Annotated in this window: 16 protein-coding genes; 1 reads left to right on the forward strand and 15 read right to left on the reverse strand. The window is 55.6% G+C overall.

Annotated elements, in window-relative coordinates:
* Positions 1-46 precede the first annotated feature (46 nt).
* Complete coding sequence (locus CU081_RS20365; protein ID WP_017384852.1) at positions 47-1060, forward strand: NAD-dependent epimerase/dehydratase family protein; 1014 nt, start codon at positions 47-49, stop codon at positions 1058-1060.
* 145 nt (positions 1061-1205) lie between these two features.
* Here CU081_RS20365 and CU081_RS20370 read toward each other — a convergent pair whose 3' ends face one another.
* From CU081_RS20370 to gspC, 15 genes are all read right to left on the reverse strand, one after another.
* Positions 1206-3026: a chitinase gene (locus CU081_RS20370; RefSeq protein ID WP_022650709.1), complete on the reverse strand. Its 1821-nt coding sequence runs from the start codon at positions 3024-3026 to the stop codon at positions 1206-1208.
* Between the two features lie 134 nt (positions 3027-3160).
* Complete coding sequence (iagB, locus tag CU081_RS20375) at positions 3161-3601, reverse strand: type III secretion system invasion protein IagB (protein WP_022650708.1); 441 nt, start codon at positions 3599-3601, stop codon at positions 3161-3163.
* Between the two features lie 101 nt (positions 3602-3702).
* The gene (locus CU081_RS20380) at positions 3703-6405 is read right to left on the reverse strand and encodes a glycosyl hydrolase family 18 protein (RefSeq protein WP_022650707.1); all 2703 of its coding nucleotides are present in this window, start codon (positions 6403-6405) and stop codon (positions 3703-3705) included.
* A 253-nt stretch (positions 6406-6658) separates the two neighbouring features.
* The gene (locus CU081_RS20385) at positions 6659-7456 is read right to left on the reverse strand and encodes a prepilin peptidase (protein ID WP_022650706.1); all 798 of its coding nucleotides are present in this window, start codon (positions 7454-7456) and stop codon (positions 6659-6661) included.
* Complete coding sequence (gspM, locus tag CU081_RS20390; RefSeq protein ID WP_022650705.1) at positions 7453-7938, reverse strand: type II secretion system protein GspM; 486 nt, start codon at positions 7936-7938, stop codon at positions 7453-7455. Before gspM ends, CU081_RS20385 begins: the two co-directional genes overlap by 4 nt.
* Complete coding sequence (gspL, locus tag CU081_RS20395) at positions 7935-9068, reverse strand: type II secretion system protein GspL (protein WP_003858342.1); 1134 nt, start codon at positions 9066-9068, stop codon at positions 7935-7937. Before gspL ends, gspM begins: the two co-directional genes overlap by 4 nt.
* A 15-nt stretch (positions 9069-9083) precedes the next feature.
* Complete coding sequence (gspK, locus tag CU081_RS20400; protein WP_022650704.1) at positions 9084-10094, reverse strand: type II secretion system minor pseudopilin GspK; 1011 nt, start codon at positions 10092-10094, stop codon at positions 9084-9086.
* The gene (gene gspJ, locus CU081_RS20405; RefSeq protein WP_022650703.1) at positions 10091-10750 is read right to left on the reverse strand and encodes a type II secretion system minor pseudopilin GspJ; all 660 of its coding nucleotides are present in this window, start codon (positions 10748-10750) and stop codon (positions 10091-10093) included. Before gspJ ends, gspK begins: the two co-directional genes overlap by 4 nt.
* On the reverse strand, positions 10747-11127 hold the full coding sequence (gene gspI, locus CU081_RS20410) for a type II secretion system minor pseudopilin GspI (protein ID WP_003858348.1): 381 nt from the start codon (positions 11125-11127) through the stop codon (positions 10747-10749). Before gspI ends, gspJ begins: the two co-directional genes overlap by 4 nt.
* The gene (gspH, locus tag CU081_RS20415) at positions 11120-11605 is read right to left on the reverse strand and encodes a type II secretion system minor pseudopilin GspH (RefSeq protein WP_003858349.1); all 486 of its coding nucleotides are present in this window, start codon (positions 11603-11605) and stop codon (positions 11120-11122) included. Before gspH ends, gspI begins: the two co-directional genes overlap by 8 nt.
* Positions 11605-12054: a type II secretion system major pseudopilin GspG gene (gspG, locus tag CU081_RS20420; protein WP_003858352.1), complete on the reverse strand. Its 450-nt coding sequence runs from the start codon at positions 12052-12054 to the stop codon at positions 11605-11607. Before gspG ends, gspH begins: the two co-directional genes overlap by 1 nt.
* Positions 12055-12057: 3 nt before the next feature.
* Positions 12058-13266 (reverse strand): type II secretion system inner membrane protein GspF, encoded by a 1209-nt coding sequence (gene gspF, locus CU081_RS20425; protein ID WP_022650701.1) that lies wholly within the window; start codon positions 13264-13266, stop codon positions 12058-12060.
* Positions 13266-14744 (reverse strand): type II secretion system ATPase GspE, encoded by a 1479-nt coding sequence (gspE, locus tag CU081_RS20430; protein WP_022650700.1) that lies wholly within the window; start codon positions 14742-14744, stop codon positions 13266-13268. The genes gspF and gspE overlap by 1 nt, the downstream gene beginning before the upstream one ends.
* A 14-nt stretch (positions 14745-14758) precedes the next feature.
* Entirely contained in the window at positions 14759-16681 is a 1923-nt protein-coding gene (gene gspD / locus CU081_RS20435) for a type II secretion system secretin GspD (protein ID WP_022650699.1), read from the reverse strand.
* Between the two features lie 13 nt (positions 16682-16694).
* Entirely contained in the window at positions 16695-17426 is a 732-nt protein-coding gene (gene gspC / locus CU081_RS20440; protein WP_032645856.1) for a type II secretion system protein GspC, read from the reverse strand.
* Positions 17427-17631: the final 205 nt, after the last annotated feature.

Below are 17631 nucleotides of genomic sequence, written 5' to 3' on the forward strand. Positions count from 1 at the left end.
TCACGAAAGAATGCGCACGAAATTCTTTTCAACACAGTGGATTGTTATGAAGGTACTGGTTACCGGGGCGACCAGCGGCTTAGGCCGAAATGCGGTCGAGTTTCTGCGCAACAAAGGCATCAGCGTGAGGGCCACTGGTCGCAATGAGGCGATGGGTAAGCTCCTGCAAAAAATGGGCGCTGAATTTGTCCATGCCGATCTGACGGAGCTGGTCTCCTCTCAGGCCAAGGTGATGCTCGCCGGTATCGATACGCTGTGGCACTGCTCCAGTTTTACCTCCCCGTGGGGTACCCAGGAAGCCTTTGATCTCGCCAACGTGCGCGCCACGCGCCGTCTGGGTGAATGGGCCGTCGCCTGGGGCGTGCGTAACTTTATTCATATTTCCTCTCCGTCGCTCTATTTCGACTATCACCACCATCGTGATATTCAGGAAGATTTCCGCCCGGCGCGCTTTGCCTGTGAGTTTGCCCGCAGTAAAGCGGCGGGCGAAGAGGTGATCGACCTGCTGGCCCAGTCAAACCCGCACACCCGCTTTACCGTGCTGCGTCCGCAGAGCCTGTTTGGGCCGCACGACAAAGTCTTCATCCCGCGACTGGCCCAGATGATGCATCACTACGGCAGCGTGCTGTTACCGCGCGGCGGCGATGCGCTGGTGGACATGACCTATTACGAAAATGCCGTTCACGCCATGTGGCTGGCGAGCCAGCCGGAATGCGATAAGCTGGTGTCGGGGCGCGCGTATAACATCACCAACGGCGAACCCTGTACCCTGCGCAGCATTGTGCAAAGGCTGATTGACGAATTAAAAATCGACTGCCGGATCCGTTCCGTTCCCTACCCAATGCTGGACATGATTGCCCGCAGCATGGAGCGTTTTGGCAGCAAATCGGCGAAAGAGCCTGCGCTGACGCATTACGGTGTGTCGAAGCTCAACTTTGATTTTACGCTGGATATTTCTCGGGCGGAGAACGAGCTGGGATATAAACCGATTGTCTCGCTGGATGAAGGGATAGTGCGTACGGCGGCGTGGTTACGGGATCACGGGAAGTTGCACCGGTAAGCGTTCCTGCCTCATGTAGGCCGGGTAAGCGCAGCGCCACCCGGCAAAAAACAGAGAGTGCGGACTGATGCCCTCACCCCGGCCCTCTCCCACAGGGAGAGGGTGCAGACACTAAAACGGCAACCCTGGGGGTTGCCGTTTGCTTTTACAGAGCCGTCCAGGCTTCAGCCCATGCCAGACCTGCGCCTGGTTCATAGTACGTTGGAGAGTTGTTACACCAGCCGCTGTACGGGAACGGTTTGCACTGGAACAGTTTACCGTGGTTGTTCACGATATCACCGGCGTTGTACTTGCTGTTCGCGCTCCATGCCGGGTAAGACGTATCTTCTCCGGATGGCGTTGCCGCTTTCGCTTTCACGTTCAGCAGGTAAGACGTGGTGCTGCTCAGCTCGCCATCGCTGACGGTCAGGCTCACTTCATACTGCTGCGCCGTCGCAGACTCTGGCGCTGTGAAGGTCACAACCGCTTTGTCCTGACCGGTAACAGTCTGACCATCCTGGGAACGCCAGGTATACGTCAGTTTGTTGCCATCAGGATCGGTGGAGCCTTCCGCACTCAGAGAAACCTGCGCACCTGCTTCCACTGCACCGATCGGACCGGCAATCTGCGCAACCGGCGCGTGGTTCACCACAACAGGTTCGACCGGGGTTTCATCCGGCGTTGGTGTTGGCGCTGGCGTTTCATCGCCAGATGGCGTCGGTGTTGGCGTGACCGGGGTTTCGTCCGGGGTAACGGAAGAACCATCATCGTTAACGATTTTCACGTTAAAGAACTTCTGCACGCACTTGCTGTAGTCACCTTCTTTAAAGGCGCTGAACGGAGTCTGGTAGCCCACCAGCTGGCAAGAGTAGGTCTTGCCGTCCGGGGTATCCGCGCTCCATCCCCAGTCCTGTTCCCAGTAAATCTTCAGGGCGCCTGCGCCACCTTCGTCGAACTGCTTCATGTTGGCGCAACCCAACACTTCATTCGCCGGAACAGGCACTTTCAGGTAGTTTGCAAACTCTTTGTAGTATTTGATACGGTTCTGAGACTGCGCAATTTCAGTCGGGCCGCCGCACTCAACGCCGCCGTTGATGATCTGGGTGGTCACACCAAAGCCCGGAACCAGACCGTTGGCTTTATCGTGGTCGTTCGGCTGCCATGTACCGTCGATCACCTGCAACATGCTTGGTTTTGGCGGCTGCGGATAGGCGAAGAAGAAGATCGCACTCGCCAGGTTCAGCCAGGTGTCCGCCACCAGCTCAGGTTTGTCGAGCAGCGTACGCACGTCGCCGTACATCGCTTCAGAGAATGGACCGTAGTTGTAGTTGTAAGACAACTGTTTCGCACCGCGTCCGAAATAGCTCAGGAAATCGCCGTCTTTATCTTTACCGCAAGGCCAGGTCTGTCCTTGCCAGACGTCCGGGTTACATTCGCCGTTATAACCGCCCTTCTGCCCTTCGCTCCAGCCCATTTCACGTACGTGGACCAGCGCCTGACGCCATTCGGCTTCCGGACGCCAGCTTTCGTGGCCGCCAGTTTCCTGGGCAAAGTGGGCAAACATGGTGGCCAGCTCTTTGCGACAGATGGCGTCGCTGTCACGACCGTCATTATAGGTTTTACACAGCGCCGGGAATTTACCCACGGCTTTCAGGAAGTTGCTGTAGGTATAGGCCTGGGCGCGCAGCGGGAAGAGATATTCCCAGTCGCTGGCTTTCACAATCCCTTCAACGCGTTTAACGTTGTCCGGGTTCGCCGCCCGGCCTGGCTCAATCAGTTCGACCTGCGCGTTATCCAGCGTCTGGATGGTCTCTTTAACCGAAGCCATCAGCGGGAAGTCCGTCAGTTCCTTCTCTTTCTTCGCCAGATCGCTGGCTTTGATGGTGTACGGCTCACTGCTGGTCTCCTTCAGATTCGCAGCCTGGGCCATGAATGGCGCCACGCAGGCTCCCGCAATGAGTACACTCAGTAACGTCCTTTTGTTCATTTCAGTTTTCCTGTTCGTTTCAAATTAAATGTTAATATCCCGGCTTAGGTATTACTCCGTTAATACATAAACCACATTCAGCTGTTTTCACTTTTCGAAGAACACCTTCAGGAATTCTTCAAAAATAAAAAACGTTAATAACGTGCTGCTAATTTCAGTTGCTGATATTTGGCCCAGACCTTATGGGCATATTTCATCCTCTGCGGATAATTTTCTTTTTTCAGTCCGGCGTTATACGCGCCAACGGCTTCCCAGTTATAGCCATACACCCTGATCATCCCGGAAAGGATAGAAGCCCCGACCATGATCGAAGTACACGGCTCCGTGATTAATCGATATTCGTCGATGCCTCTGCTTTCCAGCGCGGTAAAATGCGAACTGTTGATTTGCATCAGCCCGACATCCCGCGTGCCATCACGGTTTTGCCCAACCGCATACGGATTCATACCGGATTCCACATTCGCTATCGCGTACAGTAAATAAGGATCGACATGATAATAATGCGCCGCTTTATCCCAACAATTTGCCAGTGCGCTTTGGCTTATTATCAATAACAACAAAATTAACTTTTTCATTTTTACCTGCTGACAGTTTCGGTTATTTCTCCTTACCAACATCCTGTAAAATGAATTTTGAATCACTCCCCCTCTAAAGGGGGAGTGATTAATGGGTTAGATTATTTGCAATCTGTTGATGCGCCTTCTTTTACCCATACGTCGCTGTTGGCTGGGTTATCACCACGGGTCCACCATTTCGCACGGTAAACGTTACCTTCATAGGTGGTAGTGTCGCCGCCGTTGTAGACCAGGTCAGAACGCCAGTTCATCTTCACGTTGCTCACCAGCTCCCATGCATCCACACCGAAGCCAGGCTGATTGCCCTGAGTCCAGTACTTCGCTTTCCACACCAGATGGTCGAAGCTTACGGTATCGCCACCGTTGTAGATTTTGCTGGATTCCCACGCCGCGTATTTGCTGGCGTTAGCATCCACAGGTGCATCGCAGCTTCCTTTGTCAGACGGAGGAGTCACATCATCAGCCGGAGGGGTAACGTCATCCACCGGGTTAGTGTCTTCGTCAGCAGGTACCGGTGCAGGCGCCGCTTTCGGATTCACGGTAACCTGGACGTTAGACTGCACGCTGGTCTTACCGTCGCTCACTACCACGCTCAGGGTGTAGGTAGACGTCGAGCTCACTTCCGGCGCCGTGATATTCACGTTCGCGGAGTCAGTTCCGGTGGCGTGCATATCTGCTGGTACGCTCCAGGCGTAGGTCAGCGCATCACCGTCTGGGTCCGCAGCCTGGGCATGCAGCGCATAGGTTTCACCAGATTCAAGCGTGATCGCTTCCATTGGGTTTAAAACCGGTGCCTGGTTAGCTTTCGGTGCCTTGTTCACCACCTGGACATCAATCGCGTTGCTCAGGCCTTTTGCATCGGTCACCGTCAGGCGGAACGTCATGGTCTGGTCGGTGGTCGCTGCCGCAACATTGAAGGTCGCTTTCGCTTTGGTGCTGTTGTTGATGGTGACAGACGGACCAGAGACCTGAGTCCATTTGTAGGTAATCGCATCGCCATCAGGATCGCTGGAAGCAGAGCCATCGAGCGTGACGGTTGCCGGGCCAGACACGTTCTGATCGGCAGAGGACGCGATTGGCGCGTGGTTGGTGACCACCGGATCAACCGGAGTCGAGTCGCCGCCCAGCAGGCTTTCGTTCATCGCATTCAGAATGTCGCCGGTATCAGAGTCGATAGACCACGCGAACAGACCGCCCAGTTTATTGGCCAGAACATACTTGCCTTTCGCCGTGGTTGAACGCGCATCTTCATACGAGATCAGGTCGCCGGTGGATTTGTTGAAGACGTAAGGGGCTTCAGCGGTCGTGTCGTAGCCGTATTCCCAGCCCGGTTTGCCTTTGTATTCGTTCACGATCTGACGATAGTCAACCACGCCCGGTTCCCAGGTGCCTTTCACCATGCCGGTTGCCGTACCGGTGAATGGATTGTCACCGGTGTAGCCATGCACGCCGGTCCAGCCGCGGCCATACATGCCCGCACCCACCACGATCTTGCCTGGCTGTACACCCTGCGCAAGCAGCGCGTTAACGCCGTTTTCAGTGGTGTAATCAGTGTCCGGACGCCATGCTGGCGCACGCAGCGCAGCCTGGTGGCCGAGAACGGTGTTGCTCCAGCCGCCGTAGAAGTCGTAGCTCATCAGGAAGATGTGGTCGAGATACTGCTGAGCCGTGGTGTAATCCACGTCTTCGATCTTATCGCGGCCTGCACCGATGGCGCTGGTCAGTTCATAGGTACGGCCCGTCTGTGCAGACAGCTCGTTCAGCATGGTGCGCAGGTCGTGCATCAGTGCGGTATAGGTCGCTTTATCCTGCTGCGGGTTACCCAGGTTTTCGGTTACACCGCCACCGCCCGGGAATTCCCAGTCGATATCCACGCCGTCAAAGAATTTCCACGTCTGGAGGAAATCTTTCACAGAAGAGACAAAGCGTGCTCGGATAGCCGGGTCGCCCATGTGGAAGAACGGATCGGAAAGCGTCCAGCCGCCGATAGATGGCAGCACTTTCAGGCCTGGATGCGCTTTTTTCAGCGCCATCAGCTGGCCAAAGTTACCTTTGTACGGATCATCCCAGTTGGAGACTCCAGCCTGTGGTTTTTGCAGCGCAGCCCATGGGTCGTGGATCGCCACGGTAAAGTCAGGACGGCCCTTACAGTCGTTCTGAAGCACGCGGAAGCTGTTACCACCTTCAATGGTTTTCAGGCCGTCGTTGATGCCGTCACCGCCACAGATTGGAATGAAGCCGTACAGAATGTGGTTGAGGTTTGCCGCAGGGATCTTATCAACCGGGAAGTTACGGTCGTAAACGCCCCATTCCGGGAAGTAGGCCGCAACCACTTTATCGGTATGCTTCGCGAACGCTTTGTTGTTCTCCTGGAGAGACGTATTCAGCGGCAGCAGGTGGCTACCGTCGGTGTCAGCCACAATAATCAGCTTACTGGCGCTTTTCGCACAGCCGCTGGCATTACAGACTTCAACCTGTTCCTGATAACGCCCGCCTTTTTTCACTTTAAACGTTGCAGAGCCCGTCGCACCGGCTGCGCCGGTCCATACGGTCTGTCCGTCCAGCAGAACTTTCGCAGAAGTTGGCGCATCACCACTCCAGACGTTCCACTCAACTTTTACATCCACGCCATCGTTATGCACTTTGACAAGATTGTTATAATCCTGTGCAGCCTGATCCACTTCCACCAGGGCAAATTTGTCATTGCCATAGCCGATCGTCGGTGCACCTGGCGCTGCTGCAAATGCGGAGCTGGTTGCCGCCGCAATAAAGAGCGCCAGATATTTTGGCTTCATAAATTTCATTTTTATTTCCTGATAAATTTATTTATAACGTAGTAACCCATGTCTTCCGTGAGATCATGGATGCGTTTCGCGTAATGCGTATTTAACCAACGTGAGTGCCGTGAACAAAAAATTGTTGCTGCGTTGTATTCCTCCATTAAAAGATACAAGCCAAATCCCGTGTAGCTTATATCTCTTACGATACACTGAGCGTAAAGGATCGTCCTTTCCTTCCTCCATCAAAAAGATTTATAAAAAATCTTGACCTGTATATTTAAAATGTGAAAGCAATTTGCTGACTAATAAAAACCCCTATTCCAGCAAAGGCGAGATAAGGACCAAAAGAAATAGTGAGGTTATTTTTATTTAAATTATTTACGGCGAAATAACCGACAATACCGCTTAACGCTGCCGCCAGTTCAATAGAGGGCAACGCCTGCCAGCCGCACCAGGCGCCCAGCGCTGCCAGTAGCTTAAAATCCCCGTAACCCAGACCTTCTCGTCCCGTGATCAGACGAAAAGCCCAGTAGAGCAGCCAGAGCGACAGATAGCCCGCCACCGCGCCGAACAGCGCATCGCGTAGCGGCAACGTGTGGTCAAACACATGAAGCAAGAGACCTGCCCACAGCAGCGGCTGGGTCAGGCAGTCCGGAAGCAGCTGGTGCTGCCAGTCGATCATGGCCAGCGGCAGTAAAAAAGCCGCCAGTAACCACAAAGAGAACAGCGCCTGAACGTCCGGCATGCACCAGGCCGTGATGCCAAAAAACAAGGCGGAGATCAGTTCGACCAGAAAGAGTCGCAGCGGGATCGCGCTGCCGCACTGGTGGCAGCGCCCCCGTAATAAAAGCCAGCTGAGCAGCGGGATGTTTTCCCACGCGGCGAGCGCGTGCTGGCACACCGGACAGTGCGAGGCCGGAATGAGCAGATTACCGCTCCCCTCCTCATCCATCACCATCCCCGGTACGCGTTCGGCGACAACGCCAAGAAAACTGCCCACAATGCCGCCCAGGATCGCACTCATTATCGGGAACCCTACCGGAAAGGCATCCCGCATCAGCGCGAAGGTATTCATGCGTTTTTTGCCCAGGTGAGTTGCACCTGCGCTTTCACATCGCTGAGGTGGTCAACCGGCGTGAGGTTTATTTTTTGCAATCTCACACCGGTGGTCTGATTAATTTCACGCAGCCAGCTTTTTAATTCATACACATTAACCCGATTCACCACGAACGATAAAGTTTGCCCCTCCTGGCGCACATCCGTCAGCGAAAGGTTAATTTCATGGGCGCTATTCTCGACCACCGTACGCGGATTATCCGTTTTGACTAACTGGATCTGAAGATGATTTTTATCAATTTCACTGCGCATCCAGTTAAGCGTCTCTTTTTGTCTTTTAAGTGTCGATTTACTATTTTTAATCATATTATCCAAGGGGATCACTCCTGTGTAATACACCGCTGCCCCCACAATGGCAACGGCACATATTTTTAAAATGATTTTTTCCCGGGCGCTGTAATTCTGATAGCGCGCTTTCAGCTGTGCGATTCGCTCTTTCATTTATGTTTCCCTGCGATCATGGCGGTATACGGTTCGGTTGTTGAAACAGGCTGTAAGGTAAAATCAAAATTCTCACTGGTCTGGTTAACAAACGCCTGCAACGCGGGCTGGTTTTGCGCGCTGACGCTCAGCGTCAGGGTGTTTTGCTGCGCATCGTATTCCAGCAGATCGATCTCCATCGCAGGGACTGACTGCCGGGCTTTCTCCAGCTCCTCAAGCTGAAGAAAGAACCCCTTGCTCTGTTTTTTCAGGCTTTGGCCAAAGTGATATTTGATATTGGTCTGCTGGCGCATGCTGGGGAAATGGTGCTGATAAACCTGGACGATCTCCTGCTGCACCCGATTTTCCTGCTGCACCAGCATCCAGGCCATCGCAATGCGTGGCCCCAGCAGCAGACCAACAGACAGCACGCCCGCCGCCACCATCGCGGCTTTCATCCTTTTCGCCGCCCGCCCATGACCGGCCTTAAGGCTGAATTCACCGTGAAGCAGGTTAACGCGACAGGTTTGCCACTGCGGCTGGATCAGCGCCAGCGGATGCTGCCAGGCATGCTGCACGTCAACGTGCACCTTCGCAGGCGCATCGCCGTAACACCACACTTCCCCGACCCCGGCTTTCTGCATTAACAGCGGCAGCAGGGTTGCCTCCATTTCACCCGCCACATGGGGCGATAAACGCAGCCAGTAGCCATCATCCTGCGCGACCAGCGTGCTGCCCCCTGCCGTCACGGGCAGGAGCCAGGCATCAGGCAGGGCCTGAATCACGTTTAATCCGGCCTCCTGACAGCGGGTTAATGTTGCGCGCAGGCGGTCGGCGTCAATGGCCACGGCGTCGACGTCGGCGCCTTTTTTGTGGAGTACCGTCCAGTGGAGGTTGTCCACGTCGCCAATCAGCGTCTCTTCTGCCATCCACGAGAAGGCCATTCCCTGAGAAGCCACCTTTTTCGCTAGCCTAAAATGGCGGAAAATCATGTCGCTGGCGGGTAACAGGAGACAAACGCGCGTAGCCAGGGGGTGTTCGGCCAGCATCTCCAGGCTGTCGACCACCTCGACGCGCTCGCTGCCGGACTCACACCACATTATTTTCCCGCGCTCGCGGCTGTCGGGACGAACAAAAAGTACCTGTTTCATAACGTTCTACTTTTCTTATTCAATCATTCGGTAACGACGCTGCCACGTCACGATCTCACCGGCTTCGTTATTCACCTGAAACTGGCTGACCACGCGAAGCGTTAATTCATCGGTATTGCCGGTGTAATTCACGCGGAAGTACCGGCTGTTTATAGAAAATTGATCTACCACCTGCGGGAGATCGTCTTTTAACTGCGGGAAGGCCTGCTCCAGCGCTTTGCTGAACGCTTCCATATTTTCCCAGCCCGATTCCGGACGCGAATCCAGCAGGCGAACGGCGTCATCCCGCGTGAGTTTTCCCGGGAACATGGCCGCCAGCACGGCGGCCTGTTCCGGTTGCAGGGTGTTCACGTCCACCTTGCTGGCGGCGTCCGGCAGCGCGCATAACAGCTTGCTCACCTTTGGATATGCCGTAACAGGGAACGCCGGCAGCAGTTTGATTTCCGCGATGCTGCGCATCATCTGATTTGCCGGTTGCCGCGCGGGCACGACGCCAGCCCACGCATCGCTTTCGGCCCCCTCCTTCGCCGTGGTGCTGTCACCATCGAGATAATCCACCAGCTGGAAATAGACCGCCTCCGCCGTGCCCGGACTGAGCCCACTTTCCGTCAGAAGTTGTTCTACAATCCGCGCTTTAAGCGGTGTTTCCGCCACCGCGGGAGCGCTTTGCCCCTGGGGTGCGATGTCGGCGGTCAACAGGTTATTGACGTTAAAGCAGTCCTGCGCATCTTCCACCTGGCTCACGACCGTGTAATCTTCACCCTGCGTCTCCAGCGGCTGATGCCAGTCGCCGTCCAGCGCCAGCGGCTTGCTCTCGCCACTGGTGTCGGTCTGTAACCGGTCCTTCACCACTTTTTCCTGGGCCTGCATCGCCCAGCGCAGCTGCTGCTGGCTTACCTGATAATGCGTTTTCTGCAAATTACGGCAGAACTGCTGGCTGATTTTGGCGGCCAGCGCCGACATCATCACCAGCAAAATCAGCACCACCAGCAGGGCTACGCCCTGTTGTTGACGCATCCGCTTCATGGTCTGGTCTCCGGCGAAGGGGCAGACGCAGGGGCTGCATCCGGGGGCGTCCCAGGCGCGTCGGCGGCTTTCTCTGGCGCCGCGGCAGCGGCCACCTCCTGCATATCACCCGGCGTGGTGAATACCCAGCGCCAGGTATCCCCGTTTTCCATCGTCAACGTAACCTCCACGCCGTCCGGCAGATGGGCGGCGTCGCTCCAGCTTTTCAGCCAGCCCTGACGATAAAACCGCCACTGCAATGATTTAACGCCGCTGACAATCGGCACTTCGTCAGGCTTAACGTCCGCCGGGCCGTCAATGACCGGCCAGACGTCGCGATACAAACGCCCCTCTTCCAGCCGCCAGCGCACGCGCTCCAGCTGGACCGTTCCGCTCACGCCATTCAGGGTGGTCAGTTCAAGGGCATCGCCCGCCTGACGAAACAGCTCCGGCTCATTACGCGGGGCGCGCGCCTGAAGCTGGAAAAAATCACGCTCCATCAGACTCCAGGCGCGCTGAAGCTGGTTGAGCTTTGCGGCGCTGGCATCCGTCGCCGAGCTGGTACGCATCGCGCCGTCCAGAATTTGCCAGGCCAGGGTGCTGATCACCGCGAAGATAGTCAGCGCAATCATGATCTCCAGCAGGGTAAATCCGCGCTGGCGTCGCGTTTTCTTCACTTGCTCTCTCCCGGCGGAATGATATGCAGGGAAATAACCGGCTGGCTCTCATCGCCTTCCGCATACACGCGTATTGTATTCGCCCAGACGTTGTCGGCGGTTTTCACCCGCTGCTTACGCCAGTTCCAGCTGCGCCCGCCCATGATTTCCGTCCCCTGCTGTTCAGCATCCGGGAAGTCGGTTTTCGTGAGCTGTGCTTCCGCCAGCTGGTTTTCCGCCACCCAACTAGCCTGCAAGGTATCGGCCAGGCCATGGGTAAAACGCACGTTCAGGGAGACCGAGTTCATCAGCGCCAGCGCGGCGGTGGAGAAAATCACCAGAGCGACCATCACCTCCAGCAGCGTCATCCCCTTTTGCTTTTTGTTGCCGTTAGCCATCGTTTTCTACCGATAACGGCGCCGCACCTTGCGACACCACGCGGAAATGGTGCTGTTTGTCATAACTTTGCAGCGTCAGCGTAAAGCGGCTGATTTCACCGTCCGGTAAAAAGATCACCTGCGGCTCGGACGTCACCGTCGCGGCCAGGCGCTGCGGCGAGAGCGACACATGCATCTCTTCCGGAAAATCACCTTTGGTGGTAATGCGTCCGGCAGATAATGGCACCCAGTGACGCTCGCCATTTTCATCGGCGATCGTCACCAGCTGATATTTATCGGTGGCGATCACCAGCCCGACAATATTTCCGTCCATCACCGCACGGTCTGAACCATAATCAACAAGCGCTTTTAATTGCTGGCCAAATATATCCGCGCCGCTGCGCGAAGGAATGGTGGACACCACCATCATGGCGCAACTGGCAAATATCACCAGCGCCAGAATAATTTCCAGCAACGTAAAGCCGCGTTGATTTTTCATTATTTCTCTTTCTTATCCAGAGACCAGTTGGTAATGTCATCGGCGGTATTGGCTTCGCCGTCCGGACCGGCTGAGAAGACGTCCACCGCGCCGTGTTCACCCGGGCTCACCAGAAGATAATCATTGCCCCAGGGGTCCTGCGGCAGGCGACGGATATAGCCGTCCGTGCGGTAGCCGTTCGGGATTGGCGCGATTTCAGGTTTGGTCACCAGCGCCTGCAAACCCTGCTCTGTGGTCGGGTAGCGGTGGTTATCCAGCTTGTACATATCCAGCGAGCCTTCGAGCGCGACAATATCGCTGGTTGCTTTTTGCGTATCGGCTTTTTCCTTATTGCCCATTAAATTTGGCACTACCATACTCGCCAGTACGCCGAGAATAACAATGACCACCATTAATTCGAGCAATGTGAAGCCCGCCTGGCGAGCCAGGTTTTTACGTTTTAAAGCCATGATTTAACCTACCATATTATTAAGTTGCAGAAGCGGTTGTAATATTGAAAGCACGATGAATAAAACAATCGTCGCCATGGATACCACCAGCGCCGGTTCAAAGACCGACAGCGTTAATGTAATTCGATGTTGTAAGGCCGATTCCTGATTTTCCGCCGCGCGATCCATTAAATTACCTAATTCCCCGCTCTCTTCACCGGAGGCAACCATATACAGCATGGTGGGCGGGAATAATTTCGCCTGTTCCAGCGCCGCATACAGCGACGCCCCCTGGCGCACGGTGTCGGCGGCCTGCTCCAGCACCTGCCGGGCATAGCGGTTTTCGATACCGTCCATCGCGATATACATTCCCTCCAGCAGCGGCACGCTACTGGCCTGCAAAATACTCAGGGTACGGATATAGCGGGCGCTGTTGATGGCGCAGACCAGCTTTTTAATCGGCGAGCCGTTCACCAGCCAGCTGTGCCAGCGAAAACGGTTTTTGGCATTCCTCAGCCAGGTTTTGAAGCCGATAAAGCCCCCCCCCAGAATGCCCACAATATAAATGCCCCAGGCTTGCAGGAAATCACTTACCGCAATCAGCGTCCGGGTGGTGATCGGCAGCTGCTGCTTCATGTGAGTGAACTGCTCGATCACCTGCGGCACCACCGCCACTAGCAGTATGCTGATGACCGCGATGGCGACCACGGTGAGGGTTATCGGGTAGACCATCGCCTGCGTCAGCTTACTTTTCATTTTCTGGCGCTGCTCGTTGTACTCCGCCAGCTTCTCCAGCACGTCGCCCAGGTGACCGGTTTTCTCCCCGGCCATCACCAGCGTGCAGTAAAGCTTGTCGAAGGTGCGCGGGAACTGGCTGAAGGCATCGAACAGGGTGTGGCCTTCCACCACCTTCTCGCGGATCTCCACCACCATCGCCGCCAGCTTTTTGTCTTCCGTCTGCTTCGAGATCGCTTTCAGCGCGCTCTCCAGCGGCAGCGCGGCGTTGACCAGCGTCGAAAGCTGACGGGTAAACATCGACAGCACCGGAGTGGAGAGCTTCACCCCGGTTTTCGCTTTCCCGCCAGCCGCCGTTTCGCGGGTTTCGGTAATGCTGACGGGCATCAGTTTTTGCTCGCGAAGCCACTGGCGAACCTGCTTCTGCCCCTCGGCCTGTAACGTCCCGCGCTGGGTTTTCCCCGCGGCATCCGTCGCTGTCCAGGCGTAGAAAGCCATTATGCATCCCCCCCACGCTCGGCGGTGACGCGCATGACCTCTTCCAGAGACGTCACGCCGCCGATCACCTTCAGCAGCCCGTTTTCACGCAGGCTGTAGGCCTGCTTAAAGAGCTGCGTTTCGAGGGACATTTCGTCCTTATCTTCATGGATGGCGCGGCGCATGGCGCTGTCCACCACCAGAAATTCATGAATACCGGCGCGGCCCTGATAGCCGCTCTGACGGCAGTGTTCGCACCCCACCGCGCGGTAAATCGCTTCTGGCGGCGCGTCCATAAAGCTGAACAGCGCTTTTTCATTGGCGTCCAGCGGACTGGTGGTCCGGCAGTGCGTACACAGCCGACGCACCAGACGCTGGGCAATGACACCGAGCAACGATGAACCGATTAAGAAGGACTCCAGCCCCATATCCCGCAGACGGGTTATCGCCCCTGCGGCACTGTTGGTGTGCAGCGTCGACATCACCAGGTGACCGGTCAGCGACGCCTGCACCGCAATCTGGGCGGTCTCACCGTCACGAATTTCCCCGATCATTACCACGTCCGGGTCCTGACGCAGAATGGCGCGCAGCCCGCGGGCAAAGGTCATGTCCACGCGCGGGTTAACCTGCGTCTGCCCCACCCCTTCCAGCTCGTACTCAATCGGATCTTCCACGGTCAGAATGTTGCGTTCGTGGCCGTTCAGCGCTGAAAGAATGGCGTACAGCGTGGTGCTTTTACCGGAACCCGTCGGGCCGGTAACGAGGATGATCCCGTGCGGGCGTTCGATCAGCCCTTTCAGCTTCTCCAGTTCTTCATCAATCAGCCCCAGCTTGTTGATGTCGGGCTTGAGATTGCTTTTATCGAGCAGACGCATCACCACGCGCTCGCCGTACTGGGACGGAATGGTCGACACACGCACGTCGATCGCCTTGCGACCGATGCGCAGGGAGATACGGCCATCCTGGGGGAGACGTTTCTCGGCGATGTCGAGTTTCGACATCACCTTGATTCGCGATACCAGCAGCGGGGCGAGCTTACGCGCCGGTTGCAGCACCGGGCGCAGCACGCCGTCAACGCGAAAGCGAATGCTCAGGGTGCGCTCGAAGGTTTCGATATGAATATCCGACGCGCCGTCCTTCACCGCCTCGCCGAGAATGGCGTTGATCAGGCGGATCACCGGCGAGTTTTCGTCGTTATCGAGCAGATCTTCGTTATCCGGGATCTCCTCGGTTAACGCCATCAGATCGATATCCGCGTCCATGTCGTCCACCAGTTGCTGCGACACGCCGCTGCTCTGCTGCCAGATTTTGGCCAGCATCTCATCAAACGCTTCCGGCGCCAGAGTGATCGGGACGAACGCGCGTCCAAGCACCCGGCGCACCTCCAGCAGTGCTAACGCCGGGGTGTCCTCACGGATATAGACGTCATTGTTGTAAAGCAGAACGCCGTTATCTTTTGCGTAGTTGCTGCTACACAGGGATTTACTCAGTTCGTCCACGGTATCCCTCCGCCTTACTCTTTAAACGGATTGCGTGCCGCGGAGGTTTTCACCGGTGCGACGTGAGGGCTTGCTGAAGGAAACGCGGGCAGGACGGCGTTGTCGCTCGGCTCAACAATACCGAGCTTTTTCTCTTCCACGCGCTGCATCTGGCGCACCCGGATCTGGTCATATTTCTCTTTCGAGGCTGCGCTGTAGTTGTCATCGTCACGCAGGACGGTGGTATGAATAAACACCATCAGGTTGCGTTTAGAGGTATCCTGCGAGGTGTAGCGGAACAGCTGCCCGACCAGCGGGATATCGCCGAGCAGCGGCACTTTGGAGACGGACTGTTTGGTCACATTTTCCATCAGGCCGCCGAGCACCACCGTCTGGCCACTGTGAACCATCACTTCGTTATTGATCGTGCGCGTGTTGAAGGTTGGGCCGAGGCTCGAATCTTCCGTCGCGCTGTTGTCAACGCTGGACACTTCCTGCTCAATCTTCAGGTGGATCATGTCGCCATCGTTGATTTGCGGCACAATCTTCAGCTTGGTACCGACGGTTTTACGCTCAACGGAGTTAAACACGTTGTCGCCGCTGGTGGTTTGCGAACCGGAAAGCACCGGCACATCCTGACCGACGTTGAATGACGCTTCTTTGTTATCCAGCGTGACCACGCTTGGCGTGGAGAGGATGTCGTTTTTGCCGTTGGTGGAGAGCGCGGTCATCAGCGCACCGAAATCACCGTTAAAGAAGCCGGTCGCAAGGCCCGTGAAGCTCGCCCCTTTCATGGTGCCATTTTTAATCTGGCTGATTGGCAGGCCGGTAGCGCCAAACTGCACGCCGCCGTGCTTGCTGGTCCACTGCACCCCAAGATCCAGGCCGTTGCCGTCCTGCACTTCGGCAATGATCGCTTCCACCAGCACCTGCGGACGGCGAATATCCAGCTTGTCGATCACCTTCTCCAGGGAGTTCATCACATTAGGCTGCGCGGTGATCACCAGGGAGTTGGTTGACTCGTCGGCGGTGATATTCAGATCGGTTGAGGCGCTCGCGGTTTTCGCTTTGGCCGCGCCCGGCTTGTCTTTCAGCTGCTCGCCAATCCCGGTCAGCACCGGCACCACTTTGGTGGCGCTGGCATATTTGAGGTAGAAGACGCGGGTGTTCCCCTCGTTATTCTGCTCGCGATCCAGCTGATGGATAAGGGAACGGGTACGCGCGCGCGCATCTTCCGAACCGCTGATCACCAGGCTGTTGGTTTCGTCATCCGCCACCACCTTGGTCGCCAGCTGCGGCGCGTTCTGCCCTTTCTGCTCTTCGTTGTTGAGGTTGTTCAACATATCCGAAAGTTCTTTGGCAGAGGCAAAGCGCAGCGGGATGATTTCGCGGCGCTGAATACCGTCTTTATCGACGCGCTGCACCAGATCCACCAGGCGGTTCACCACCGAGGCTTTACCGGTTAACAGCAGGACGTTGGACGGCTCAAAGTGCACCACGTTCCCGATGCCAGTGGCATCGTTGAGCTGACGCAGCAGCGGGGCCAGCTCGCGAACGGGTACGTTTTCCATGCGCACCACGCGGGTGATGATCTCATCACCTTTGCCCGGGTTCTTGCTGTCTGCCAGCGGCGCACCGGCGGTACGCGCCACGCTTGAGCGCACCACTTTGACCATGCCGTTGTCCAACGGGATCACCGACAGGCCGTAGAGATCCAGCACGCTCAGAAAGAATTGGTAGTACTCATCTTCTGTCAGCACGTTGTAGGTTCGGACCGAGACGGTGCCCTGGACGGACGGGTCGACCAGAATGGTTTTGTTGAGATTGCGGCCTACCGTATCGATAAACTCGCGAATATCAGTATTTTTAAAACTCGCGCTAAAGTTAGCTGCAAGCAGCGAACTGGAATATAACGACAATGCGGTCAGCGCCACGCACGCCCAGGGAAATTTTTTCATGTCTGCACACTTGTTAATTGTTTAGAACATTAACCCGAATATTTTCAAGGTGAGCGTGACGCCGCACGACGACATCCGCTTCTTTCATTTTCGACCAGTTGGCAATAATGCTTTTCGCTTTTGCTTCATCGGTCATATCGACAGAGTTAACCTGAACCGCCACATCGCCTTTTTCCAGACCTGACTGACTGTAAAAGGCGGAGGCATTCCTTGGATTTATCCTGTAGCCTTCCAGTCGGCCTTTTTCAATGATGGGTTTTAACACCAGATAATCATCAAGATGCAAACTTTCTGCGCCAGCATCTTTCGTCGATTGTGTAACCGGGCCGCTATCCACGCCCCCCTTAAAATAGTCCGGTTTATTTAACGCCAGTACCTGCGTAGCACCTTCATAATTAACCACCACATTATCTTTGTTTATTTCCTGAATAAATGCGTCGTTAAATCCGGCGAGAGGTTCACCCTCACGGTAGCTTCGCTGACCGCCTGGGGTTTTGATAACAGCAAAGGAGAGCCAGGCGTCATCACTGCGCACAATGCCCTCTATCTCCGCTGCCAGCGGGGCTTTTGCCGCATCCGCTAAGTTCTCCTGACGGACGGCAGCCGTAAAAAGCGTGAAGGGTTTATCTTCGCGCGTTTTTTTCAGCGGCTGTAGATCAGCTTTAGCCAACTTATTCGTAACTTTTTTATAATCTTTTAAGGTGAGATACCCTTGCTGGCCGCTAAAAATGAGCAGCACAAACATAATACAAGGCGTTACCCACCGTGACAGAAATGAGAACCTCATTTTTTATCCGGCCTATAGCAAAGCAAAAATAAGCAGCGTCATACTGCGCCAATATGGAGGAAAATAGTAATAAGCTGTTGCAAATACGACCACTGACTTCGCCACCAACTTTCATACAGAAAAATATTGACCGTATAAAATCCAGATGTTAGGCGCGGCCAGC

The sequence above is a fragment of the Enterobacter sp. CRENT-193 genome, from assembly GCF_002787395.1.
In the GTDB taxonomy this organism is placed as follows: domain Bacteria; phylum Pseudomonadota; class Gammaproteobacteria; order Enterobacterales; family Enterobacteriaceae; genus Enterobacter; species Enterobacter hormaechei_C.